The 24617-nt window shown below is 39.5% G+C and carries 22 protein-coding genes and 2 tRNA genes; 11 read left to right on the forward strand and 13 right to left on the reverse strand.

The genetic code is table 11. The features are described from left to right. Window positions 1–6: 6 nt before the first annotated feature. From ASC84_RS18680 to ASC84_RS18710, 7 genes are all read right to left on the reverse strand, one after another. Window positions 7–1503: a UDP-N-acetylmuramoyl-L-alanyl-D-glutamate--2,6-diaminopimelate ligase gene (locus ASC84_RS18680; protein ID WP_056517500.1), complete on the reverse strand. Its 1497-nt coding sequence runs from the start codon at window positions 1501–1503 to the stop codon at window positions 7–9. Window positions 1504–1510: 7 nt separating this feature from the next. Then, complete coding sequence (gene ftsI, locus ASC84_RS18685; RefSeq protein ID WP_004816649.1) at window positions 1511–3346, reverse strand: penicillin-binding protein PBP3; 1836 nt, start codon at window positions 3344–3346, stop codon at window positions 1511–1513. A gap of 9 nt (window positions 3347–3355) precedes the next feature. Beyond that, window positions 3356–3688 (reverse strand): cell division protein FtsL, encoded by a 333-nt coding sequence (gene ftsL / locus ASC84_RS18690; RefSeq protein ID WP_004725407.1) that lies wholly within the window; start codon window positions 3686–3688, stop codon window positions 3356–3358. After that, window positions 3685–4611 (reverse strand): 16S rRNA (cytosine(1402)-N(4))-methyltransferase RsmH, encoded by a 927-nt coding sequence (rsmH, locus tag ASC84_RS18695; RefSeq protein WP_056517503.1) that lies wholly within the window; start codon window positions 4609–4611, stop codon window positions 3685–3687. Before rsmH ends, ftsL begins: the two co-directional genes overlap by 4 nt. A 173-nt stretch (window positions 4612–4784) precedes the next feature. Further along, the gene (locus ASC84_RS18700; RefSeq protein ID WP_056517506.1) at window positions 4785–5219 is read right to left on the reverse strand and encodes a GNAT family N-acetyltransferase; all 435 of its coding nucleotides are present in this window, start codon (window positions 5217–5219) and stop codon (window positions 4785–4787) included. Window positions 5220–5320: 101 nt separating this feature from the next. Beyond that, window positions 5321–6337, reverse strand: a complete 1017-nt coding sequence (locus ASC84_RS18705) for a sulfate ABC transporter substrate-binding protein (protein ID WP_004816643.1) — start codon at window positions 6335–6337, stop codon at window positions 5321–5323. 247 nt (window positions 6338–6584) lie between these two features. Further along, on the reverse strand, window positions 6585–7577 hold the full coding sequence (locus tag ASC84_RS18710; protein WP_004725400.1) for a sulfate ABC transporter substrate-binding protein: 993 nt from the start codon (window positions 7575–7577) through the stop codon (window positions 6585–6587). 363 nt (window positions 7578–7940) lie between these two features. Between ASC84_RS18710 and ASC84_RS18715 the strand changes: the two genes are divergently transcribed. The 5 genes from ASC84_RS18715 to ASC84_RS18735 all read left to right on the forward strand — a co-directional run bounded on the left by ASC84_RS18715 (window position 7941) and on the right by ASC84_RS18735 (window position 10629). After that, window positions 7941–8252 carry a hypothetical protein gene (locus ASC84_RS18715; RefSeq protein ID WP_056517508.1) on the forward strand — a complete coding sequence of 104 codons (312 nt, stop codon included), beginning with the start codon at window positions 7941–7943 and terminating at the stop codon, window positions 8250–8252. Window positions 8253–8390: 138 nt separating this feature from the next. Then, window positions 8391–9899 carry a glutamate--tRNA ligase gene (gene gltX, locus ASC84_RS18720; protein ID WP_056517510.1) on the forward strand — a complete coding sequence of 503 codons (1509 nt, stop codon included), beginning with the start codon at window positions 8391–8393 and terminating at the stop codon, window positions 9897–9899. 58 nt (window positions 9900–9957) lie between these two features. Then, window positions 9958–10033 (forward strand) — tRNA-Ala (locus ASC84_RS18725). A 26-nt stretch (window positions 10034–10059) separates the two neighbouring features. After that, window positions 10060–10135, forward strand: a tRNA-Glu gene (locus tag ASC84_RS18730). A 152-nt stretch (window positions 10136–10287) separates the two neighbouring features. Further along, window positions 10288–10629, forward strand: a complete 342-nt coding sequence (locus ASC84_RS18735; RefSeq protein ID WP_004725393.1) for a hypothetical protein — start codon at window positions 10288–10290, stop codon at window positions 10627–10629. Window positions 10630–10673: 44 nt separating this feature from the next. Here the strand turns inward: ASC84_RS18735 and ASC84_RS18740 are convergent, their stop codons facing one another. Then, complete coding sequence (locus tag ASC84_RS18740) at window positions 10674–11642, reverse strand: cation diffusion facilitator family transporter (protein ID WP_056517512.1); 969 nt, start codon at window positions 11640–11642, stop codon at window positions 10674–10676. Window positions 11643–11794: 152 nt separating this feature from the next. Between ASC84_RS18740 and ASC84_RS18745 the strand changes: the two genes are divergently transcribed. Continuing rightward, window positions 11795–12595 (forward strand): DUF4198 domain-containing protein, encoded by an 801-nt coding sequence (locus tag ASC84_RS18745; RefSeq protein WP_056517514.1) that lies wholly within the window; start codon window positions 11795–11797, stop codon window positions 12593–12595. A gap of 72 nt (window positions 12596–12667) precedes the next feature. On the opposite strand, the gene ASC84_RS18750 is transcribed toward ASC84_RS18745, so the two are convergent. From ASC84_RS18750 to ASC84_RS18765, 4 genes are read right to left on the reverse strand one after another with little or no spacing between them, the layout of a single operon-like run. Then, a complete protein-coding gene (locus ASC84_RS18750) occupies window positions 12668–15859 on the reverse strand; it encodes an efflux RND transporter permease subunit (protein ID WP_004725386.1) in 3192 nt (1063 codons plus the stop codon). Continuing rightward, window positions 15849–17153 (reverse strand): efflux RND transporter periplasmic adaptor subunit, encoded by a 1305-nt coding sequence (locus ASC84_RS18755; RefSeq protein WP_056517517.1) that lies wholly within the window; start codon window positions 17151–17153, stop codon window positions 15849–15851. The genes ASC84_RS18750 and ASC84_RS18755 overlap by 11 nt, the downstream gene beginning before the upstream one ends. Window position 17154: 1 nt before the next feature. Beyond that, window positions 17155–18519: a TolC family protein gene (locus tag ASC84_RS18760; protein ID WP_056517518.1), complete on the reverse strand. Its 1365-nt coding sequence runs from the start codon at window positions 18517–18519 to the stop codon at window positions 17155–17157. 58 nt (window positions 18520–18577) lie between these two features. Further along, window positions 18578–19054: a hypothetical protein gene (locus ASC84_RS18765; protein WP_056517521.1), complete on the reverse strand. Its 477-nt coding sequence runs from the start codon at window positions 19052–19054 to the stop codon at window positions 18578–18580. 267 nt (window positions 19055–19321) lie between these two features. Between ASC84_RS18765 and ASC84_RS18770 the strand changes: the two genes are divergently transcribed. The 4 genes from ASC84_RS18770 (at window position 19322) to ASC84_RS18785 (ending at window position 22803) form a co-directional block, all read left to right on the forward strand. Continuing rightward, window positions 19322–19675 (forward strand): SEL1-like repeat protein, encoded by a 354-nt coding sequence (locus tag ASC84_RS18770; RefSeq protein ID WP_004816626.1) that lies wholly within the window; start codon window positions 19322–19324, stop codon window positions 19673–19675. 358 nt (window positions 19676–20033) lie between these two features. Next, window positions 20034–20921 carry an SDR family NAD(P)-dependent oxidoreductase gene (locus ASC84_RS18775; RefSeq protein WP_034616823.1) on the forward strand — a complete coding sequence of 296 codons (888 nt, stop codon included), beginning with the start codon at window positions 20034–20036 and terminating at the stop codon, window positions 20919–20921. Window positions 20922–21133: 212 nt separating this feature from the next. Then, window positions 21134–22060 (forward strand): DUF2167 domain-containing protein, encoded by a 927-nt coding sequence (locus ASC84_RS18780; protein WP_056517644.1) that lies wholly within the window; start codon window positions 21134–21136, stop codon window positions 22058–22060. Continuing rightward, complete coding sequence (locus tag ASC84_RS18785; protein ID WP_056517524.1) at window positions 22060–22803, forward strand: hypothetical protein; 744 nt, start codon at window positions 22060–22062, stop codon at window positions 22801–22803. Before ASC84_RS18780 ends, ASC84_RS18785 begins: the two co-directional genes overlap by 1 nt. Window positions 22804–22833: 30 nt before the next feature. Here the strand turns inward: ASC84_RS18785 and ASC84_RS18790 are convergent, their stop codons facing one another. Further along, window positions 22834–23751 carry a LysR family transcriptional regulator gene (locus ASC84_RS18790; RefSeq protein WP_056517526.1) on the reverse strand — a complete coding sequence of 306 codons (918 nt, stop codon included), beginning with the start codon at window positions 23749–23751 and terminating at the stop codon, window positions 22834–22836. Between the two features lie 105 nt (window positions 23752–23856). Between ASC84_RS18790 and ASC84_RS18795 the strand changes: the two genes are divergently transcribed. Next, on the forward strand, window positions 23857–24612 hold the full coding sequence (locus tag ASC84_RS18795) for an SDR family oxidoreductase (RefSeq protein WP_004725372.1): 756 nt from the start codon (window positions 23857–23859) through the stop codon (window positions 24610–24612). Window positions 24613–24617 lie beyond the last annotated feature (5 nt).

The following is a 24617-nucleotide window of genomic DNA, read 5'->3' on the forward strand; positions in this document are numbered from 1 at the left end:
TTATTCCTAATGAGCTGGATAAGCTGAATTGGGTTTATGGTGTTGTGCATCTATTGCCGATTGCACTTCAACGACATCGTCAAACCAATGACGAACACCATCAATTTCTTGATAATTTTCATGCCCTTTTCCGGCAATCACAACAATATCACCTGATTGTGCATGCTTTACTGCATATTTGATTGCTTCACGGCGATCACGGATTTCGTGAACCTCATGCTGGCTAAAATCAATTTCATGCTTCATATCGGCAAAAATTTGCTCAGGATTTTCTGTACGTGGATTATCTGATGTGATCATCACAGGATTGGCTTGTTCCAAAGCTGCTTTGGTCATTAATGGGCGTTTACCGCGATCTCGATCACCACCACAACCAAAGACGGCCCAAAGCTGATTTTCAACATGACGTTTTAAGGTTTTTAAAACCTGAGTTAAAGCGTCTGGTGTATGTGCATAATCCACCACAAACAGACGATCTTGATCACGAATCACCTGCATACGTCCTGGTGCACCTTTTAAGTTAGGTACGGTTGCGATCAGTTGTTTTAAATCAAAACCTGCTTGTTCAGCAACAATTAAACTGGCCACCAAATTTTCAATATTAAAATGCCCAAGCAATGGGCTATTCACGGTAAATTCAGCTTTGGCTGTTTTGAGATGGAATGTTGCCCCATCTAGGCTATATTTAATCCCAAATACTTGGTAATCAGCCGCTTTAGAGGTTGAATAAGTCAATACTTTCGGATGTGACAGATTGCTGCTTGCAGCATTCATCATTAGATCTGCATGCGCATCATCTATGTTAATTACTGCAACTTTTAACGCAGCAAATTTAAACAGCAACGCTTTCGCTTCAGCATAGGCTTCAAGCGTCCCGTGATAATCCAAATGATCTCGACTCAGATTACTATATGCAGCAATCTCAATATCACAACCATTTAAACGACCTTGTTCCAAACCATGCGAGCTTGCCTCAATTGAAGCGAATTCAGCACCTTGCATAGCAAAATCATGCAGAAGATTTTGTAAATGCAACGCATCTAAAGTGGTATGCGAAGATGCTTCTAGGTTTGGTAGAATCCCGTTCCCCGTAGTTCCCATCACTGCACATTTTTTATTTTGTAATGCCAGTAATTCAGCAATGAGGCGTGAAATCGTGGTTTTACCATTGGTTCCCGTGACTGCAAGAATTCGTGCAGCTTTTACAGGGGATGTTGCTTGTAAATATTGTTTTTGCCATTGTCCCATCAACTGACGAACATCTGGACAGATCAATGCAGATTCAAAACCTAAATCTGTTTCACTAATAATGCCCAATGCGCCTTTGTCTAAAGCAATTTGAGCAAATTGTGTGGTTTTTTCTGGTTGCGAATAACTGGTCAAAGCAATAAAAATTTGCCCTTGTTGTACATAACGACTATCTAGAGAAAAGCCATTAAATGACTCAGACATCCAAGCCTTTGTATTATCAACTTTATAAATATCTTGAAAATTAATCATTATAGTTTACCTATGGCTTGGCCTTAGCCGTTTCAAGAGGTTTATCTAAAGGCACATTCATTAAACGTAAAGATTCTTGCATAATTCGGGCAAACACTGGAGCGGCAACCAAACCACCATAGTATTGTCCACGCGGATTTTCGACTACAACAATAACCGCCAAACGAGGATCACTAATCGGTGCCACACCGGCAAATAAAGCACGGTATTCAGTATTCGAATAACCTCTATGGTCAGGGCGCAACTTGTGTGCTGTACCTGTTTTACCACCCACGCGATAACCAGGAATATTGGCTTGTTTTGCAGTACCACCAGGCATCGTGACTTGCTCTAACATCAACAAAACTTCATCAGCAATTTTAGGCGCTAAAACCTGTTTGCCTTTGGGCTGATCGTTTAATTTATAGAGACTTAAAGGATATTCCACACCATGATTGGCCAACATTGCATAGCCTTGCGCCAACTGTAAAATCGTCGCATTTAAACCATAGCCATAAGCCATTGTACCAATTTGCGACGAATTTAACTTTTCAGGTGGAAGCACTAAACCGCCACTCTCACCAGGGAATTTAACCGCCGAACGCTGACCAAATCCGACCTTTCTAAAGAAGCTTGGCAAGGTTTCTTTTGGTAAAGACAAGGCAATTTTTGCCGAACCGACGTTCGATGATTTGATAATCACGCCAGTGACAGTCAACGAACCATAGTTATGCGTATCACGAATGGTATGTGAACCTAAACGCATCGAACCCGGGCTGGTACTAATCACCGAGTTTGGGGTATATTTGCCACTTTCCAAGCCTGCTGCAATGGTAAAAGGTTTCATGGTTGAACCAGGTTCAAACATGTCAATTGCCCCACGGTTACGCATGGCATCTTTATTACTTAAGCCATTTTTATCATTAGGATTATAAGAAGGCCAACTCGCCATAGCCAGAATTTCGCCCGTTTTTACATCCACAGCAATTGCAGAAGCAGAACGTGCATTATTGGCAACACCCACCGCAGTCAACTCACGATACATAATATATTGCAAACGTGAGTCGATACTTAAGGTGATGTTCTCCCCTGCTTTCACTTCTTTTACAACTTCAGGAGTGGTAATACGGTTACCATGTTTATCACGAGAAATCTTTTGCTCACCATCTTCACCAGCCAGACGGGAGTTTAACTGCATCTCTAAACCTTCAATCCCCGTCCCTTCACTATTGGTGAGACCAATAATTTGCGCATTGGGCTGCGGCTGAGGATAATAACGTTTATAGGTTTTTTCGGCATAAACACCAGCAAATTTATGTTGGGTAATAAAATCTGCTTGTGGTGGCGGAACTTCTTTTTTAAGTACCAAATAACGAGAACGTGGACGTTCATTTAAACGTTTTTTTAAGTCTGCACGATCAAGACCAACAGCATCTGCCAATTCATCTAAATTTAAATTTTCATCAGGCAATTGGCGTTTGAGTTTACGACTGTTGGGTGTCTTCTGTAATTCAGCCGTAATGGTATCAAACTGTTTTTTAGTCTCAAAATATTCACGTGGATCAATCACCACTTTCATGATTGGAGAACTGATTGCCAAAGGTACGCCATGACGATCACTAATCACACCACGCATGGCTTTTAATGTTTCAGAACGTAGAATATTGGCATTGGCTTTATTTTGTAAAAAGTCTTTATTAATCACTTGCACATAAAATGCACGTCCGACCAAGCCGACAAAACATAAAAGCACCACGCCCCACATTAAATAGAAACGCCACATATCTATCGATACAGTACTTTTCTGGGTAATGGAAGGCTGCTTTTTACGTGGCTGCCGAGTCGGTTTAGTTTGCTTATCTGCCATACAGATGCCTTACTTCTTCTGCTCTGATTCAGTTGGTAATGAAATGACAACTGTTTGCGCAGCTGGCGGTGAATACATTCTCAATTGTGTTACTGCACGTGTTCCAATTTGCGCAGTTGCACCAAATGTTTGTTGTTCAATGAGCAAACGTCCCCATTCCGCATTGATATCTTCACGTTCACGCATATAACTATTTAAATCACGAAAATCATGACGATAAGCAAAGACTTGCAACACCACCATGAAGGCACTGATCAACACTGCGACAACCAATACGCCATAAACAATCGCTTTTTTTATTGCCAGCTTATGACTTGATTCTTCTATAATTTCTTGTTTCATTCTGCGCCTTTTTGTTCTAAGCGTTCTGCAACTCGAAGCCAAGCACTACGTGAACGAGGATTGGCTTTGACTTCTTCCTCACTGGCACGAATTCTGTCAACTTTTTTCAGTCGACGAGTATCTTGTACTTTTTGAGGCAATCCCCAACCATTATCTTCTGGCAACGTTGATTCTTTTTGAATAAATTGTTTAATAATCCGGTCTTCAAGTGAATGGAAACTAATGACGGCCAAACGTGCATTTGATTTTAACAAATCTACGGCTTGAGGTAAAAAGGTATGTACGTCATCGAGTTCTTTATTAATTTCAATACGAATAGCTTGGAACGTCCGTGTTGCAGCATGTTTATTCTTTTCCCACTTAGGATGCGCAACTTTCACAATTTCCGCTAATTTTCCAGTGGTTTCAATATAACCTGCTTGCTTAATCGCACGTGCAATACGACGACTATAACGTTCCTCACCATATTGAAAAATCACATTGGCCAAATGTTCTTCGTCTACATCCACTAGCCAATCTGCGGCTGTTTGTCCTTGAGAATTATCCATACGCATATCAAGTGGTCCATCTTTCATAAAACTAAAACCACGATCTGCTTGATCTAGCTGTGGTGATGACACCCCTAAATCTGCCATAATCCCATCGACTTGATAAATATCTAATTGATTTAATTCTTGTTGTAAATCTGCAAAACTGGCATGAATAATTTTAAAACGAGGATCTTCTTTTTCTAACTGATATGCCACTTCTAACGCTTGTGGATCTTTATCAAAAGCATAAACTTTTGAATGTTCATCTAATTTAGACAACAATAAACGGGTGTGTCCACCACGTCCAAATGTCCCATCCACGTAAATTCCTGTATTGCGATCTGCAAGTAAAGCATCGACAGTTTCATGTAGTAATACAGAAATATGAGACATAATTATGATTTCAGTTTAAGCAAAAAAAGTAACTGCACATTATTACCTTGTTTTGCCAAAGCTCCAAACGACTTTTTGTAGGGAAATATTACTTTTTATAGAGAAAACCGTTTTAAAGTGCTTTTTATAAAAGTTCAGTACAAAAAATAGCTCATCCATCCTACGATAAAGCGTTATCGTGTCTTGAGCATTTTTACATCACCATTGTCAAAATACGCTGAAACACGCCAACCTTGTCGGAGATAAAATTCAAAAGCACGACTTTTGTGATCGGTTTCCAAGCAAATTTCTTGAAAAGATTCAAATAATAAATCTTCTGCTTTTTTCAAAAGCGCAGTTCCGACACCTTTGGCTTCAAAATCAGGGTGGACAAACATGGCAAATACGCTGCCGTCGGTTAAATCTACGATCGAAAAACCACACACTTGATGCTGCAGCTCTGCAAGCCAGACAGTCGAAGTATTTTGAATTAAATCCAATATTACCAACTCAGTGATACCCAGTTCAGTCAGTTGTTGTTTTGACAAATGGTTTTCTTTGACTGACGTTCGTATATCAAAAATAACCTCAATATCATTTTCAGTCGCAAGCCTTAGTACAATATCCATAGTTTAAATTGATTACTCACTTTGATATTAGTCTAACTGATTCATAACAGAATGAAAAAACCTCCGAAAAAGGAGGTTTTTTCAATCAAAATAGTTGATGCTCAGCGCTTGCTATTATAAATCTGATCGAAAACACCGCCATTGGCAAAGTGCGTCTGCTGTGCTTTTGCCCAACCACCAAAGACTTCATCAATGGTAAATGTTTTCAGTTCAGGGAATTGATTGGAATATTTAGCTAAGATTTTTGCATTGCGCGGGCGATAGAAATGACGTGCTGCCATATCTTGACCTATTGGAGAATACAAATAGTTAATATAACCCGTTGCTAACCATTTATTGCCATTCTTCTCTACTGTTTTATCAACAATTGCCACTGACGGTTCAGTCAAAATTGACATCGATGGATAGACAATATCAAATTTATTGCCAGATGCTTTCTTACTCACCATGGCTTCATTTTCCCAAGTCAGTAAAACATCACCAATCCCACGTTCAGCAAATGTGGTCATCGATGCACGTGCAGCTGGATCCATAACTTTTACATTATGGTACATCTTAGAAACAAACTCACGTGCTTTAGCATCATTACCACCCGGTTGTTTAAGTGCATAGCCCCAAGCTGAGAGATAGATCCAGCGTGGTAAACCGCCTGTTTTAGGATTAGGGGTAATGATTTGTACACCAGGTTTGGTCAAATCTGTCCAATCCTTGATACCTTTGGGATTGCCTTTGCGTACTAAAAACACAACGGTAGACGTATACGGTGCTGAGTTATTTGGAAATTCTTTTTCCCAACCTGGATTAATTTGACCTGATTTCACAATTTCGTTGATATCATTGGCCAAAGCTAAGGTCACTACATCACCTTTTAAGCCATCAACCACAGCTCGTGCTTGTTTTCCCGAACCACCATGCGATTGTTTAAAATCAACAGTCTTACCTGTACGAGATTTCCAGTAAGCGCCAAATGATTTATTAAACTCATCATAAAACTCACGCGTTGCATCATAAGACACATTTAAAAATTCACGGTCAGCAGCATAACTTGCTGTCGTTGCAACAGTTAATCCCGTCGCAATAACCACAGCACTCATCAGTGCTTTAAAATTAGTTTTCATATTATGAGTGCTAACATCGCTAAAATTATTCTAAATATATGAAATAAGCGAATAAACTTCAATCAAAAAGCGAAATACCCGTAAACTTAGAACAGATTAAAAATCAATCTATGGTTTTAATTGATGAAAGCGCTCAACATCGTTGTGGCGTATATTTTGTTTGTTTCATTTATTTCTTTATCACAAATGTATAAAGCTAAAAAAAGCCCCCTTTGATCAAAGAGGACTTGTTTGTATTTGATTAAAATTACTTTTCAGCCGTAAATTGATCGTAAATTCCCCCATTGGCAAAATGGGTTTTTTGCGCTTTTGCCCAACCACCAAAAACTTGATCTATGGTAAAGAGTTTAATTTTTGGAAATTTTGCCGCATATTTGCCCGCAGCTTTGGCATTACGCGGACGGAAATTATATTTTGCTGCCAAGTCCTGCCCTACAGGTGAATAAAGATAATTTAAATAGCCTTTCGCTAAATTACGATTACCATCTTTATCAACCACTTTATCGACGATTGCGACTGAAGGCTCAGCTAGGATTGAAATGGATGGATAAATAATTTGATATTTATCTTTATCTGGACCAGACGTCGCCAAAATTGCTTCATTTTCCCAAGACAACAAAACATCGCCAATACCACGATCAGCAAATGTTGTGAGTGAGCCACGTGCGCCTGAATCTAACACTTTGACATTTTTATATATTTGTTTGACTAATTCACGCGCTTTTGCATCATTACCACCCGGTTGTTTTAATGCATAGCCCCACGCTGATAAATAAATCCAACGCGGCGCACCGCCTGTTTTAGGGTTTGGTGTGATAATTTCAACCCCCGGTTTTACCAAATCATTCCAATCTTTAATTGCTTTGGGATTGCCTTTACGTACTAAAAAAACAACGGTAGATGTGTAGGGTGCAGAATTATTCGGAAATTCTTTTTGCCAGCCTTTTTCAATCAGACCCGCATTGACAATTTCATCAATATCATTAGCCAAAGCCAGTGTCACCACATCTGCTTGCAAACCATCTACCACTGAGCGTGCTTGCTTACCAGAACCACCATGAGACTGCTTAAATTCAATATCTTGGCCTGTTTTTGATTTCCAAAATTGACCAAAACTCTTGTTATATTCTTGATAAAATTCACGGGTAGGATCGTAAGATACATTTAAAAATTCTTTCGCTGCATAGGCATTCCCTGTGACGATTAAACTGATCGCACTTAAAAGCAGTAGTTTTTTCATTTCTTTCTCGGTTTCTAATGATTTAGAAGCACTATATTTTTATTGTTTTAATTTAACAATCAATTACTTATAAATATTTAAACTATCTTATTCATAATTTAAGATATCTAAAAATGTGTATTACTCATGTAAATTATTGAGTATATTTTTTACACAAATTAACCTAAACTTGAATTCTTCACGATTCATCCACATTTATATGTTATCAATTAAAATATTACATTTCGTTTCAATGATTGTTTTTTAAACATTTTTTGTGTAGTATTATTAAAAAATGTGACGTAGTTATGCTTTTTGTAAGTTGTTTTGCTACAATAAACATGTTCAAGAACAAAAATTTGACCGTCAAGGGGAGCCGATGGAATGAATGATTCTTATTTAAAGATCTTGGGCTTAAGTCTAGGACTCACAGTGATGGCACAAACAGGCCATACTGCTGCAATTAAAGATACGACCAAGCCAATACAATCATTAATTGTTGTGGTAGATAAACAATCACCGATTGAAAAAGCGCTCAATCAACAAAAGCGTGGCGAGAATAAACTGATCTCAGATAAAGATCAGCTTAAAGTTTTAACGTCGATTAAAACCACAGCCTCACAAAACTTTTTAGCTGAACAACATCAAAAATTTTCTTGTTTTGTACAAGCTTTATTCCAACCGCATACTTTGTAAAAATTTGATTTAGAAAAATAAATTCTACGCTCCTCAAAAGAATTTAGAAGCCCAATCGTTTATTGGTGAATTAACCCTTAAGCAGTTGGGCTTTTTCGTTATAATAGTTTCAATTTACATTCTGAATAATATTTAGTTATGAAAGTCCGTACTCGTATTGCACCCTCTCCAACTGGTTTTCCGCATGTAGGCACTGCCTATATCGCCTTGTTTAATTTATGCTTTGCACAACAACATGGTGGCGAATTTATTCTTCGTATTGAAGATACCGACCAACTCCGCTCAACACCTGAATCTGAAAAAATGATTTTAGATTCACTGCGTTGGTTAGGTTTAAATTGGTCAGAAGGGCCTGATATCGGCGGACCTCATGCTCCTTATCGCCAATCTGAGCGAATGGGAATCTATAAACAATATGCTTTGGAACTTGTTGAAAAAGGTCATGCCTTTTACTGTTTCGCAACAGCGGAAGAGCTTGATCAAATGCGTGCTGAACAACAAGCCCGTGGTGAAACCCCTGGTTATGACGGTCGTGGCTTAAAACTTTCCCCAGAAGAGGTACAACAGCGTTTAGCTGCGGGTGAAGCCCATGTGATCCGTATGAAAGTCCCTGAAGAAGGCGTTTGCCAATTCAATGACTTACTTCGTGGTGAAGTAGAGATCCCTTGGGCGCAAGTCGACATGCAAATCCTACTCAAAACAGATGGTTTGCCAACTTATCATTTAGCCAATGTGGTCGATGACCATTTAATGGAAATCACCCATGTGATTCGTGGCGAAGAATGGATTCCATCTGCACCAAAACATCAGTTGCTCTACCAATATTTTGGTTGGGACATGCCAACATTGTGCCATATGCCATTGTTGCGTAACCCAGACAAGTCAAAATTGTCTAAACGTAAAAATCCAACCTCAATCAACTACTACAAAGACATCGGTGTGCTGCCTGAAGCCTTACTGAACTATTTAGGCCGTATGGGTTGGTCAATGCCAGATGAAAAAGAAAAATTCTCTTTGGCTGAAATGATTGAACACTTTGATATTCAGCGTGTGTCTTTGGGTGGTCCAATTTTTGATGTTGAAAAACTAAACTGGCTCAATGGACAATGGATCAAAGCACTCAGCCCTGCTGAACTGTTAAATACACTTTTGGCTTGGAAATCTGATCGCCAAACCTTAGAAGATATTGCTGCGGCCATTCAACCACGTATTAACTTACTGTCTGAAGCAGTAAATTGGGCTGGTTTTTACTTCAATCAATTCCCAACATTGACCAAAGAGCAATTTGACAGCAAAAAGTTGACTGAAGAACAAGTTCGTCAAAGCTTACAATTTGCAATTTGGCGTTTAGAAAGCTTGTTTACCTGGAACAACGATACTGTGAGCCAAACATTGATGGATTTGGCGAATCAAATGGAAATCAAACTCCGTGATTTCATGCCAGCATTCTTTATCGCAATTGCTGGTTCAACATCATCTACTCCTGTGATGCAATCGATGGTCACCATTGGCCCGGATTTAACCTTTGCCCGTTTACGTCATGCACTTGAAATTGTGGGTGGCCCGAGCAAAAAAGAAGCAAAAGTTTGGGAAAAACTGAACGAAAGCATTAAATTGCCGAAAAATAATGCAGTTGATGAAGCTTAATTAAATTTTCTGTTGACGTGTGAGCGCAATATCCCTAATATTGCGCTCACACAGACTGGGGGTTATAGCTCAGTTGGTAGAGCGCTACAATGGCATTGTAGAGGTCAGGAGTTCGATCCTCCTTGACTCCACCAAAAGTTTTACCTGTGTTGCCTCACTTGTCCCTATCGTCTAGAGGCCTAGGACATCGCCCTTTCACGGCGGTAACCGGGGTTCGAATCCCCGTAGGGACGCCATATTCAAGATGGCGACATCTTTGTAAAAAACCCAAGCATAGCGACTTGGGTTTTTTATTGCCTAAATTTTGATTTTAAGCTGCTATTCAGTCTTTTTTGCATTCTAAAATAGAACGATTAGAATATGCTTAGATTATAAATGTGGAGCCACCATGCAATACCAATGTCCAAAGTGCCAAAGTCGAAAAATCTTGCCTGTTACCCATGGAAATACGCCTGCTGTACGTCCTGTTGTTCCAAAAAGCTTGGTATTTTTGATTCCGTTACTGTTTATTTTGTTGTTACTGGTCGTCATTAGTATTGTGATGTGGATTTTCAGCAACGGTGCAGGTCAAACATTGCAAATTGCAACAGTCGTGGTCTTCATTGCAGCTGTGATTGCAGGGGTAATGTTTTGGCGTGATCTGCCTGATTTTAAAATATCAATGCAATCATTTATGCAAGCCAATAAAAGCTGGAAGTGCCGTGACTGCAATCATGAGTGGCAAATCTAATCCTTCAGCTTTGCCTCATGTTCAAATCAAACCATTCACCTTAATTAATGTGAATGGTTTTTTGCTTCATCTGTATGTGTGTCATCATCAGCATTACTGTGATCATGCCCATCTGATTCATGCGAATGCACCATACACTCATTGTCTTCAATTTGTAGCGTCATCTCAGTAATCCCATGTTGATGGCTGAGCATTTCCATGACCTGTTGATACAGTTGATTCCGATCCGCTTCTGGTGCAAATAAATGTACTGTCAGATGCACATTTTTAGATGTAATAGCCCAAACCTTAAGTTGATGAATACTTTCTACACCTTTAACCGATAAAAGATCATTACGTAATTTCTCAATATCAATTTCCTCAGGCACACCTTCCAGTAAGATATTGATACTTTGTTTTAGCAGAACCCATGTTCTTGGTAAGACCCAAAAGCCAATGAGTACAGCAATAATCGTATCCACCCACATCCAGCCGGTGAAATAAATAATTGCGCCCCCGATGATCACCCCCACAGAACCCAGTGCATCACTTAACACTTCCAGATAAGCACCTTTTATATTGAGGCTTTCCTTTGAACTGGAGAATAAAATCTTCATTGAAATAAGGTTAATCACCAACCCAATAACTGCCACAATCATCATACCGACACTCTGAATTTCAGGGGGTTGGCTAAAGCGCTGATACGCCTCATAGAGAATATAAATTGCAACCACAAACAGCATCATGGCATTAAATAGCGCTGCTAAAATTTCAAAACGCTGATAGCCAAAGGTCCGTTTATCATCTGCGGGTAATTTACCAATTTTGATAGCAACCAATGCAATTGCCAATGCTGCTGCATCAGTAAACATATGTGCGGCATCGGACAATAAGGCCAAGCTTTGCGTCATGAAACCCGCAATCACTTCAACAATTAGAAAGGTACTGGTTAATGCCAATGCAAAGGTTAGTTTTTTTACATTTCCTTCTGTGACGACAGCATGACTATGATCATGCCCTTGTTGCTCACTCATGTTCATACCTCTGATTTTGTTTTATCAAAATAATGAATATTTTTTCTATTTATTATTGATAATAATTATTATTATCAATAATAAGGTTTCTTCTATATAATGGCGACTATATTTTCCACAGTTCAAATACCCCTGTTAATGGAATATCGACAATGAAAAAATACCTCTACCTTTCTGTACTTCTTTGCTCTTATAGTTATGCACATGAACCCTATGTTGCACCTCTGGGCTATAACACCACAAATACACAAATCCCAGTGATTGCATCCTATGCTGAAGAAGCACTGAATGCAGAACATGCCATGAAACAAACCGCGCTCAACGTGATTCAACCAGATCAGAGCAAGTTACAAGTTGAAGCTGCAAGCACTTTAAAATCGGCTACGGTGTTTGACTTAGCCTTACCACAAGCAGGCACCTATCACCTGTTCAGTAAAGCATCTTTCCCACTCAAATATGTCCAATATAATAAAGAATGGAAAATGCTTTTTGATGTCCCTGCTGAGAAAGCAGGTAAGATCGCTGAACGTGAATATGTGATTCCAGCTGACTTTAAGAAACCGCCTGTACCGATCACCATTAACCGAGAATGGTCAATCCAAAGCTACATTTCTAAAGAAAAAACGTCACCTATTCAAAACAACACTGATGCTGCAATACAAGTCGAATTTAAAACCCATCCCAACAGCATTACTGCGCAGCAACCTATACAAATCTTGATTAAAAAATCAGGACAAGCACTCAAAAACGCTGAACTGCTCATCCGTGCTCAAGGGCAAACAGATAAACAAGCACAAAAAGTTTCGGTTGCTCAAGATGGTTCAGCGACAGTCACTTTTCCTTATTCAGGGCAATATTTGCTTGAAGTCAGTGAAGCATTTAACAAAACCACTCAACCTGTAAATCAAAATTACACCATCATTAGTTTAGGTGTATTGCCTGTTAGCCAATAATAAACTGTCTATACAGTTTCAATGCCTCACCCTTCTTGGCTAAGAACGGTGAGGTTATTTTTAAATTAACGATCAACCATCCGTTTGTGCTTTAACTTTACGTTCATTCATCCAGCGATAAATCACCGGTAAAATCACCAAAGTCAGTAAGGTGGATGACATGATGCCGCCAATCACCACGGTTGCCAGTGGACGCTGAACTTCCGCACCTGTCCCTGTAGCCAACGCCATCGGCACAAAACCTAACGATGCCACACAAGCCGTCATCAATACGGGCCTTAAACGTAAAATTGCACCTTGCCATGTGGCCTGATAAACATCCAGTTGTTGACGTAATTCCTTAATAAAGGTCAACATCACCAAACCATTTAATACTGCCACACCTGAGAGCGCGATAAAGCCCACACCTGCAGACATCGACAATGGTATACCTCGAAGCCACAGTGCAATCAAACCACCACACAGTGCAAATGGCACACCAGTAAATACCAGCAAACTTTCCTTAAAGTTATGGAAAACGGCCATCAACAGCACAAAAATAGTTATCAACGCCAGTGGAACGACCAGCTGCATACGTGCCTTCGCAGAGGTTAGGTTTTCGAACTGTCCGCCATAACTCAACCAATAACCCGCAGGCATTTCCTGCTTCGCCAAAGTCGATTGTAATTCTGTGACAAATGAGCCCAAATCGCGCCCTTCGACATTGGCGGTCACAACGACACGACGTTTACCATTTTCACGACTGACCTGATTAATACCAAGGATATTTTCAACTTTAGCCACATCCTGAAGTTGGATTAGACCTCCGTTTGGCGTTTGAATAGGTAAAACAGCCAAATGCTCAGGTGTACGTTGAGCATCATCCAGACGAATCACAAAGTCGAAACGGCGGTCACCTTGTAGGATTTGCCCAACATTCTGCCCACCGACGCTGGTTGCCACCAAGTCTTGAATCGCTCTCACCGACAAACCATACTGCGCTGCCGCGGCTTTGTTCACTTCAACATTTAAAAGTGGTAGGCCGGAAGTCTGTTCCACATTGACGGCAGTTGCGCCAGTAATCCCTTTGATTTGTTGTGCAATCTTAGTGGCTTGCTGATTCAACACCTCCATATCATCGCCAAAAATCTTGATCCCCACATCACTTCGCACACCAGAAATTAATTCGTTGAAACGCAGCTCAATCGGTTGAGAAAACTCACTATTATTTCCGGGTAATGTACCAAGAAATGCAATCATACGTTGACGTAGCTCATCAATTGTTTGCTTTGGATTCTTCCATTCATCACGTGGCTTTAACAACACCACAGCATCGGAAATATTAGGCGGCATGACATCTGTTGCCACTTCTGCCGTCCCTGTGCGGGCAAATATGGCTTTGATTTCAGGAAACTCTTTGAGCAATAACTTTTCAGTATTCTCCTGCATACGTAAAGACTGCTCTAGGCCAGTACTTGGTGAACGCATTTGTTGTACTGCAAAATCGCCCTCACTCAAGGTGGGTGCAAATTCACTACCAATTTGAGTGGCAAGCACGCCCGTTAAAAACAGAATACTCACCGCAAGAGTGACGACTAACATTCTAAAGTTATAGGCTAAATTGAGTAGTTTTTCATATTTTTGCTTTAACCACAGCATCCAGCGACTTTCTGTTTCTTTAACTTCACCATTAACAAATAAAGCCACTGCAGCAGGGACAAAAGTAACCGAAAGAATGATTGCGCCCACCAATGCCAATACCACCGTCATAGCCATTGGGTGGAAGAGTTTTGCTTCAACACCAGACAGGGCAAAAATAGGTAAGTACACCACCAGAATAATTAATTGACCAAAGATTAAAGGGCGACGTGCCTGTTTAGCCGCAAGAAAAACTTCTTTAAAACGTTCTGCTCGTGAGAGTAATCTGCCTTTTGCATGCTGTGCCTCTGCCAGTCGCCGAATACAGTTTTCAACAATAACGACCGCACCATCCACAATAATCCCGAAATCCAGTGCGCCTAAGCTCATCAGATTGGCACTAATTTTCTGCTCAGCCATACCCGCCAAAGTAAACAGCATCGATAACGGAATCACACACGCAGTAATTAACGCTGCACGGAAATTACCAAGAAATAGGAACAAAATAACAATGACCAGAATGGCCCCTTCTACAAGATTCTTCTGTACCGTACTAATCGCACGCTCGACCAAAGCTGTCCGGTCATATACGGTTTGAATCACAATACCTTTCGGTAAAGACTGCTGAACTTCCTTGATTTTGGCATCCACTGATTTCGCCACAGTACGGCTATTTTCACCCATCATCATCATGGCGATACCGAGTACTGTTTCCTCGCCATTGTAAGTTGCACCACCTGTACGTAGATCATGTCCAATCGAAACAGTCGCTACATCTGCAACTCGGATCGGAAAACCATTTTTATTGCCGATACTTACATTTTGAATATCTTCAATATTGTTCAAGGTTCCTGGGACACGTACTGTCAATTGCTGCCCATTGGTTTCAATAAAACCAGCACCACGGTTTTCATTGTTTCCAGTTAAAGCGTTTTGTAGATCGCTGACAGGGATTTGTAATTGTTGCAAACGATTTAAATCAGGCGTGACCACATAGGTTTTATTGAAGCCACCAATGGAGTTGACCTCTGCAACACCAGGAACACGTTGTAACTGCGGTCGTACAATCCAGTCCTGAATTTCACGTAAATCCATCGCTGTATAGGGCGTACCATCAGGTTTTTTCGCATTCGGCTCAGCCTTGATCACCCACTGATAAATCTCACCCAGCCCTGTCGATACAGGGGACATTGTCGGTGCAATATCATCTGGTAGTTCGGTTTGGGCTTCTTGTAAGCGTTGATTAATCTGTTGTCGTGCCCAATAAATATCCGTCCCATCTTTAAAAATAATGGTCACTTGCGATAAACCATAACGGGAAATTGAACGGGTCAACTCTAGCTTTGGTAAACCCGCCATCGCAGTTTCGATGGGATAGGTAATCCTTTGTTCAACTTCTAATGCGGTAAAACCAGCTGCTTGGGTATTCACTTGCACTTGGGTATTGGTAATATCAGGTACAGCATCAATCGGTAGTTTTTGATAACCGTAAATCCCTACGCCAATCCATGCCACAATAAACAGCATGACCCAAATGGCATTTTTAATCGAAAATTGAATCAGTCGATCAAATAAACCTTCAGGTTGAGGTAATGCTGAATCCGCATCGAGATCTAACTTAGAATCAGAAGAATCATTAATGCCCATGGCTCGCCTCTCCTTTTTCCAATTCAGATTTCAGCAAAAAGCTACCCTGGCCTGCATATTGCTGACCTTGAGTCAGACCAGACTTCACTTCAACCCACTGACCATCACCGGATACCTGACCCAGTACAACAGGCTGTGCAGTAAACTCGATTTTCTTATCATGTTCACTGGAAACAAAAACAACGTCTTTTCCTTCAACTTTCTGTATAGCACTTTTCAGTACACGCAATGCTTGAGCAGTGCCTTGCTGTTGTAGCTGAACATTGACCATCAAATTCGGGCGCAATTCAGCCGCATTCGACAACACTTTGGCACGCACTTGTAAACGCCCTGTCTGCACATCAGCTTCACTATTTAAACTTTGAATCTGCGCTTTAAAGGTATTCCCCGTTTGCAGCGACTTAAATTCAAGCTGTTGATTGGGTGCAATCGCTGAGAATTCAGAACTTGGTACAATAAATTCAAGCCATAACTGATCCAGTTGATCGATGATAAATAACTGGCTGGCAAGCTGTACATTTTCACCCATGACCAAGTCTTTTTTACTGATAATGCCTGCAATTGGTGCTGTGAGAACATAGCGACCATTACTGCTCGATGAGGCACCAAAAGCAGATAAACGAGATCTGGTGGCTTGTACCTGAATCTGTGCTTGCTTATAGGCATTGTAAGCCCGTTGATAATCCTGCTTGGCAGAAATACCTTGTGACCATAACTGACGCTCTCGTTCATAGTCCTGACGTGCCAGCTCTAAGCTTGTTTGTGCGACCTGTAAATTCGCCTGCTGATCAACCAAATCAGGCACCACCAAGGTCGCCAATGCCTGCCCCTTTTGCACACGCTGGCCTAACTCAACATTGACTGCAACCACCTGCCCACTAAATGCAGGTGATACATGTGCTTGACGGTCGGTATTGACCATAACCTTTGCAGGATAAGAAGCTGATTTGGTAACAGTACCCATCTCTACTTTAGCTAGTTTAATCCCTTGTTCAGTGATCTGCTGAGCAGTCAAACTAATGGCTTCAGCATTCTCTTTCTCGCCACCCTCTTCTTCACTGTGCTTCGCTTCTTCGGAACCATCTTTGGTGGTTCCTTTAGCATTTTCATCATGTGAATGTCCTTCTTCAGCATGTTCTGCTTCTTTTTCACCGCCTTCTTTGCTCGTGCCTTTTTTGGTTGAAAAGAACAACCCCATGGCAATAAGAGCAGTCATTACAATAGTAATGATGATCAGTAGGCGTTGAGAAATTTTGCCTTTCTGAAGTTTAAAAGATTTAAATTGATTCAGCATATTAATTTCCCCCGCCCACGATTGGTAAAGCTTGTGTTTCCTGCCATAAACTCTGATTGATCTGAGCTAAAGCGTCTTTTGCCATGATTTGACTTGGTTCAATACCGAGACTCAGACTTTCCGCTTCAATGGCACGTTGCCAGCCATCTTTCAATAATTGCACTTTTCTCAAACGCACTTCTTGCAACTGTAACGTTGCGAGTTGCACATCGTTAACGGCAAATTTACCGACAGTAAACCCCTGCAAAGTTTTACGTTGAACCTGAGCTGCAAGCGGAATCTGAGACTCATCGACTGCTTTAAACTGTACTTCCAGTCCTTGCAATTCAGTCAACAATGTTCCCACCTGCAAAGCATTTTGGCGGAGATAAAATTCCTGTTGTCTACTGAGTAAATACTGCTTTGCTTGCGCAATTTGCACACCATATTGCTGGCGGTTGAAAATATTCAATGGGATAGAGACCCCCACAACTAAAGCATTGTCAGTCGAGGTTTCAGGTGATCGAGTACGATTCACGCCTAAATTCACAGTCGGATTAGGCCGTGCCGAAGCTTTTAATTGCGCCACTGTCGCTTTTGCTTGCAACACCTGTAACTGACGTGATTTTTCAAAAAGATTGTCCGCGAGATATTCTTGTACCTGTTGGTGTGTAGAAGACGGCCATAAAGATTGAGGATTTAAACCAATACGAATGGATTTATCAGCGTCCCCCCAAAGATTGGATAATTGCTGCTTGGCAACTTGCACCTGCAAATCGGCTTGACGATATAAGCGAGCATTTTCTGCATGACTCAGTCTGGCACGATCTACATCAACCTGAGCGACACTCCCCGCTTGATAGCGCTTCTGAATTGCATTCAGATTTTCTTCACTGACGTTGAGTTGCTCTTGAACCACGTTGCGTTCTAATTCAAAAATGGCAAGCTGTGACCATTGGTATTTCACAGCCAATTCGAGTTGTGCCTGATAAATTCGCTGATTTAAGTCACTTTGGTCTTTTGAAAGTTGTGCCAACCGCTGTGCTGACCTACGTTCACCAAAAATATCCAAACGTTGAGAAACACCAATTGAAAGCTCTTGATCTTGATTGGAACCAAAACCCGTTTGCGATACGGATAACTCTGGATTTGTCCACAGTTTTGCTTGTTTGATGTTCGCAGTTGCAATTTGTTGCTGTGTTTGCCAGACGTTCTGCGTTTGCTGATATTGCTCAGTTTTTGCAATTGCCTGTTGTAAGGTTAATGCTTGAGATGGGTTGTCTGCCCAACTAAGAGATGACATCACACTCAACATCAGTGCACCGAGCAAAGACGGCCTAAAACCAAATACAGGCTTTTGTACTAAATTACGTATTTCTTTTGACATAAAAATGCCCCACTAAATTAAACCATTAGCGGTGGGCAATCTTTTTGGCTACCCCACCTTATAGCGGGGATGAGAGAGGCGGAGGATTGGGCAAATATAGATCAGGTGACTGGTACAAATTATTCCAGCCAATAAAGCGGGATTCAGGGTAGCCTATAAACTTAGGCTGCGCTGTTTGTTGCTGATCATCAACCACAATAAAATGCGCAAAGGAAGGCAAATGGTCACGATGATCATCATTTATATGATTAAGGAAATCATTGGAGCGCACATCATGTTGGTGTGCTGATAATTGTTTTGATGCGGACTGATCAGAAATCGGTTTATCTATCCCATACACATCCAATAGCTGCGGATGCTGCTGCTGATCCTGAGTACAATCAGGCGCATTATGGTGTCCAAAATGCTGACTAATTAGACTTTGTGATGGAAGTGTAGTGCTTTCATGATCACAAAAAGCTGCCGCTACATTCCAAAGACTTTGGAACATAAACAAACTAAGCAAGACTGTGATGAAAACACTTGAGCGTTTCACAGATTCTATCCGAAATCAAAAAACAACCTAAATATAGCAAATTTTCTCAATGTAATAAAATTACAGTGCGTGATTTAATACTTTAAATAAAAATTGTTGGTTTGTTAAATAATGTATTTTTTAACAAATGTGTAAAAATCGCAATTGACAAATTACATTTAACTATTTGCAAAGTGTAAAAAATCAGCTAGATTAATTATATCTAATCATTTTTTTGTGATTAGCAGTCTCTTTTACTTTGTTAATGGATTAGCAAGGAGGTTGTATATGTTGGTACATATTTTTAACCGTTTTTTAGGAGATTCAACATCTCGTCGAGCATTTGAACAGAATGCTTCCGAAGCTGCTCTCGAAAAAGCGCAAGCACATCATTTTGAAGATCAAAATCTAAGTTTAGATGAAATCGCAAATCGTAATGCTATGTGGTGCTATTTAAGAGCTGCTTTGCGTGGAGATCAAGAAGCTCAGTATAAAATGGGACTCAGCTACTTAAATGGACAACTTGGGTTAGACCGAAGTTATAGTCATGCAGAAAAGTGGCTTGAACAAGCTGCACATCAAGGTCATACCCACGCCAAAGAACAATTAAAAAAAGCATATGATGAGCTTGCTTTTTCATAAATCATGATAAAAATATTACATATACCCATCTATAAACAGAGTTGAAATCAACTCTGTTTACTTAAAAATATATTCAAATTTTCAAGTGAATTTATTTGGTTATGTTTTATACAATAAGATTGATTTTTTGCTTTTAATACTCATTTTTATATGGTAAAAATCACGAAATAAGTAAAAATATAATAGAGTATTTACTCTAAAAATATTTTATAAATTCAGTCACTTAATACTAGTATTTTTATTTTTTTTGTATATTATTGCCTTCCAACAAAAGTGATCATCTTTTAAACAAAGACCCAATCACCCGAAACAAAAAAATACAGCATATATTTATGCCAGTAGAATCAGGAAAATAGCTATGAATCAAAAATTAGAGCAACTTTTTCAAAAAAAGGTTCAAGGTAAAATTGCACTAATCACAGGTGCATCTAGTGGTATCGGTTTAACGGTTGCAAAAAAACTCGCAGCAGCAGGCGCGCATGTACTTTTAGTGTCTCGTACTGAAGAAACATTGAAAGAAGTCCAAGCTGAAATTCAGGCTGAAGGTGGACAGGCTGATATTTTCCCTTGTGACCTAAATGATATGGATGCTATTGATGAAGTGTCTAAACAAATCATTGCCTCTGTTGATCATATTGATATTTTGATCAATAACGCAGGACGCTCGATTCGTCGCGCGGTACATGAATCTGTTGACCGTTTCCATGATTTTGAACGTACGATGCAGCTGAATTACTTTGGCGCAGTTCGTTTAGTTTTGAATATTTTACCGCAAATGATGGTTCGTAAAGACGGTCAAATTATCAATATCAGTTCAATTGGTGTTTTGGCGAATGCAACTCGCTTCTCTGCTTATGTTGCATCAAAAGCAGCATTGGATGCATTTAGCCGTTGTTTATCTGCGGAAGTACATTCACATAAAATTGCAATTACTTCAGTTTATATGCCTTTAGTCCGCACGCCGATGATTGCACCGACTAAAATTTATAAATATGTACCAACACTTTCGCCTGAACAAGCAGCAGATTTAGTGGCTTATGCGATTGTGAAACGTCCGAAGAAAGTTGCGACAAACTTAGGCCGTTTAGCCTCTATTACGTATTCGATTGCACCTGGAATCAATAATAAATTAATGTCGATTGGCTTTAATTTGTTCCCAAGTTCGACTGCATCTGTAGGTGAGCAACAAAAATTAAATCTGGTACAAAGAGCATATGCTCGTTTGTTCCCTGGTGAACATTGGTAATTTAAGCCACTGAACGGATATTTTACTGAGTAGACTATCCGTTCAAATACAAACATTGAAAATCTTGAACAAATAAAATAATATTAGAAAAACTAAGCACTAAGAATAACTTCACGCATTCAATATTAAAGAAAAAATCATTGATTTTAAATTTAACAACACGAAGCTATTCAAATAATCAGAAACATAACCAATTAGAAAATGAGACCACTATGTTAAAAAAACAATTTAACTTAAAGCTTCAACCTGTTACCCATGCCGTTTTACTTTGTCTAAGTTTAAGCACGAGCACACTCATACCTGTTTATAGTTATGCAGAAACAACCTCCACAGAACAAAGCACGGCATCTGATCAAAGTACACAAACGCAGCAAGAAAGCCCGTATTCCAAACTGAATTGGCAAATTGGACCCAAAAAGGAAAATCTTGCTGATGTCGCCACGCTAAACACAATTAAAGGTGATGGTTTTCTTGATATTTCAAATTCAGATAAATTTTTAGAGCTTACAGGTAATCTCACTTCGGGCAGCACTAATGTACTCGTCGCAAAGGATGATTCATGGTGGGCGACATTTGACTTTGAACCGTCAGGTTACGTCAAAGATGATGAGAAAATTGATGCTGATGCATTGTTAAAAGAATTAAAATCTTATGATGAAGCAGCCAATGCTGAACGAGTGCGTTTAGGGCTTGATAAACTTTACACAGACAGTTGGGCTGTCCCTCCAAAATATGATCCTGCATCTAAACATCTTGAATGGGCATTAAAAGTCCGTGGTGAAGATAATATGGAAACCATAAACTATACCGTACGTCTGCTGGGGCGTACGGGTGTGATGAGTGCAACCTTGGTATCTGATCCTGAAAATCTAGATAGAAATATTCAAGCATTTAAAAACTCTATCAAAGGCTTCCAATATAATTCAGGTGAACGTTACACCGAATTCCAAGCAGGCGACAAAGTCGCAGAATATGGTCTTGCTGCTTTAGTGGTAGGTGGTGCTGCCGCCGTTGCGACTAAAAAAGGTTTTTGGGCGGTCATTGCTGCTTTCTTTGCAGCGACTTGGAAGTTTATCCTTGTTGGGGTTGCTGCTTGCATTGGTTTTATCGGGAAGATTTTTAAAAGAAATAAAGAATAATGATCGCATTTGAATATCTTATTATTTTGGGTTTAGTCGGATTTTATCTCTATGATTCGGCTAAACTTTGTTTCTATAATGAGTTTTATCTTCTCAACGGTTTTACCACAAAGTTTAAGTCACAGATGCTGGTCAATCACGTCAGTGTCTTAAAAAAATTTCTGATTATTCCTCAGCCATTTTGCCCACATTATTTATGCTTTAAAGTTCGCTGGCAACTGACCCATCATCAAGACCACCAACAAGTTATTGGCGACGAGATCAAGGCTATTCGAAATCTGCAAAAAATCTTAAAGCCGTTGCAGTTGATGATTTATTTAAATACAGTGTTAACACTGGTTTTATTACCTATTGCGTTGATTTATAAAAGCAGTTATCTATATTTAGCAATTTTAATCCTGAGCATTTATGCGCTTAACCTGATCAATATCACTTGGATTTTTGTTCGACGAAAACAACTATACTTGTCCAACTTAAAATTCAGCTATCTTTTCATCGATGCGCTACTTTGTCCGCCTTTTGCATTAAACCTCCTGCAAAAAATTAGTCTAAATTATGATTTTAAGACAGATGCAATTACCCTCTCCCAACATTTATTACAAGCAGATGATTTTCAAGCCTTGTTGTCTCAAACGATTGCGGATATTGAATTACTCAAAAATAATCATGACTCAGAACAAGTGGTCATTGAACAATTAACACTTAAACAAAACTACCTGACCAATCTATTAAGTCCACCTTGAGTACCGAAGCTATTTACTCAGCAACAATTTTCACGATTTAAACGACAACAGCTCAGTATGATTCGCAAGCTTCTGTTTCAATAAATTCTCTAACCAATCAATAAAGAATTGAAAATATACTGGTCGATACTTTCTTTCTAAAAAAAGAAAATTGATGGGTATTTTTAAGCACGCTTCTTGCTCAAATATTCGGGTTAATCTTTTGGTCTCGATAAACGGGATTGCATCAAAAGCTGGAATCTGGATAATCCCCAACCCCTGCAAGCCCGCATGTAAATAACTTTCGGTATCCTCAACTGAAAGTTGATAAGGAAGTTTGATCTGGGTATCTTTAAAAACCAGACTTCCAAAATCTGAATCCATATTTTTCATTTGATAACCGATCATAATATGCTGATTTAACGGTTCTGTTTCTAAAGCATTCTCCAATGTATTTAAGTATTCTGGAGCAGCCACCGTATATAAATCAACCTCTGTGATAGGCCTCACAATTAGATTTTCATTCATCACATTTCCAACACGAAGCACACAATCCAATCGTTGTTCAATTAAATCTGAATAATGATCGTGGCTATAAATTGAGACTTTAATATTCGGATACTTTGCATAGAATTCATGCAGATAAGGAAGAAGATATTGCGTTGAAATTCTTAACGGTAAGCCAATTTTAACTTGTCCCTTATATTGACGGTTTTTTAATTTAAACTTATTTAGCCCTTCAGCCTGAAAAATCAATTGTTGAACTTCTTTAAGAAACTGAACCCCATCATTGGTTAAGTTAACTTTTCGTGTGGTTCGATTAAATAACAATACTTGATATTCTTTTTCTAAGCCTTGTATTGCATAGGTAATTGTTGAACGTGGTAAATCCAGCGTTTTAGCGACTTGGGCAAATGAATGCTTTTCCGCAACTAAGCAAAAAATTTTTAGCCGGTCAATTTTATCCATTTATTATTCAACTTTTTCAAACAATCTATTCGATTCTAATCACTATTTAGAACAAAAAATAGCTTTTAGAATTTCAGCATCATTTATCAAAATTGGAGAATAAAAATGATGCAGCATAGCTTAAAAGATAAAACAGTGATTATTACGGGTGGCGCTAAAAATCTAGGTGGTCTGATCGCACGTAAATTTGCAGAACAAGGTGCAAATCTTGTTATTCACTACAACAGCCTAGAAACCCAAAAAGATGCAGAAGAAACACTCAAAGCCGTTGAACAACTTGGTGTTAATGCAACATTGATACAAGCAGACCTCTCTAATATTCAAAATATCGAAACATTGTTCATCAAAGCCAAAGAAATCTTCGGTGGTGTCGATATCGCGATTAATACCGTAGGGCGAGTACTTAAAAAACCATTGATTGAAACAACAGAACAAGAGTTTGATTCAATGAATGACATTAACAATAAAATTGCCTATTTCTTCATCCAATCTGCGGGTAAACATCTTAACAATGGTGGAAAAATTTGTTCTATCGTGACCAGTCTTTTAGCAGCCTACACAGGATTATATTCAACCTATGAAGGCTTAAAAGCACCTGTGGAGCACTATACACGTGCAGCATCGAAAGAGTACGGCGATCGTGGTATTTCCGTCACTGCTGTTGCACCGGGTCCAATGGATACACCATTTTTCTATGGTCAAGAAGCGCCTGAAGCAGTGGCCTATCATAAATCTGCCTCTGCACTGGGTGGTCTAACCAAGATTGAAGATATTGAACCTTTGGTACGCTTTTTAGTGACAGAGGGTTGGTGGATTACAGGTCAAACTATTTTTGCCAATGGTGGTTATACAACACGTTAATAATA

This window comes from Acinetobacter sp. Root1280 (genome assembly GCF_001425285.1).
GTDB lineage: Bacteria > Pseudomonadota > Gammaproteobacteria > Pseudomonadales > Moraxellaceae > Acinetobacter > Acinetobacter guillouiae.

What these genes read in the sequence shown, in the direction of transcription:
- ASC84_RS18760 (WP_056517518.1), bottom strand. Translation starts at nt 18,519, where the DNA reads ATGTCAAAAGAAATACGTAATTTAGTACAAAAGCCTGTATTTGGTTTT.
- ASC84_RS18700 (WP_056517506.1), bottom strand. Translation starts at nt 5,219, where the DNA reads ATGGATATTGTACTAAGGCTTGCGACTGAAAATGATATTGAGGTTATT.
- rsmH (WP_056517503.1), bottom strand. Translation starts at nt 4,611, where the DNA reads ATGTCTCATATTTCTGTATTACTACATGAAACTGTCGATGCTTTACTT.
- ASC84_RS18780 (WP_056517644.1), top strand. Translation starts at nt 21,134, where the DNA reads ATGTTAAAAAAACAATTTAACTTAAAGCTTCAACCTGTTACCCATGCC.
- ASC84_RS18745 (WP_056517514.1), top strand. Translation starts at nt 11,795, where the DNA reads ATGAAAAAATACCTCTACCTTTCTGTACTTCTTTGCTCTTATAGTTAT.
- ASC84_RS18785 (WP_056517524.1), top strand. Translation starts at nt 22,060, where the DNA reads ATGATCGCATTTGAATATCTTATTATTTTGGGTTTAGTCGGATTTTAT.
- ASC84_RS18795 (WP_004725372.1), top strand. Translation starts at nt 23,857, where the DNA reads ATGATGCAGCATAGCTTAAAAGATAAAACAGTGATTATTACGGGTGGC.
- ASC84_RS18750 (WP_004725386.1), bottom strand. Translation starts at nt 15,859, where the DNA reads ATGGGCATTAATGATTCTTCTGATTCTAAGTTAGATCTCGATGCGGAT.
- ASC84_RS18770 (WP_004816626.1), top strand. Translation starts at nt 19,322, where the DNA reads ATGTTGGTACATATTTTTAACCGTTTTTTAGGAGATTCAACATCTCGT.
- ASC84_RS18715 (WP_056517508.1), top strand. Translation starts at nt 7,941, where the DNA reads ATGAATGATTCTTATTTAAAGATCTTGGGCTTAAGTCTAGGACTCACA.
- ASC84_RS18790 (WP_056517526.1), bottom strand. Translation starts at nt 23,751, where the DNA reads ATGGATAAAATTGACCGGCTAAAAATTTTTTGCTTAGTTGCGGAAAAG.
- ASC84_RS18755 (WP_056517517.1), bottom strand. Translation starts at nt 17,153, where the DNA reads ATGCTGAATCAATTTAAATCTTTTAAACTTCAGAAAGGCAAAATTTCT.
- ftsL (WP_004725407.1), bottom strand. Translation starts at nt 3,688, where the DNA reads ATGAAACAAGAAATTATAGAAGAATCAAGTCATAAGCTGGCAATAAAA.
- ASC84_RS18735 (WP_004725393.1), top strand. Translation starts at nt 10,288, where the DNA reads ATGCAATACCAATGTCCAAAGTGCCAAAGTCGAAAAATCTTGCCTGTT.
- ASC84_RS18710 (WP_004725400.1), bottom strand. Translation starts at nt 7,577, where the DNA reads ATGAAAAAACTACTGCTTTTAAGTGCGATCAGTTTAATCGTCACAGGG.
- ASC84_RS18705 (WP_004816643.1), bottom strand. Translation starts at nt 6,337, where the DNA reads ATGAAAACTAATTTTAAAGCACTGATGAGTGCTGTGGTTATTGCGACG.
- ASC84_RS18775 (WP_034616823.1), top strand. Translation starts at nt 20,034, where the DNA reads ATGAATCAAAAATTAGAGCAACTTTTTCAAAAAAAGGTTCAAGGTAAA.
- ASC84_RS18740 (WP_056517512.1), bottom strand. Translation starts at nt 11,642, where the DNA reads ATGAGTGAGCAACAAGGGCATGATCATAGTCATGCTGTCGTCACAGAA.
- ftsI (WP_004816649.1), bottom strand. Translation starts at nt 3,346, where the DNA reads ATGGCAGATAAGCAAACTAAACCGACTCGGCAGCCACGTAAAAAGCAG.
- gltX (WP_056517510.1), top strand. Translation starts at nt 8,391, where the DNA reads ATGAAAGTCCGTACTCGTATTGCACCCTCTCCAACTGGTTTTCCGCAT.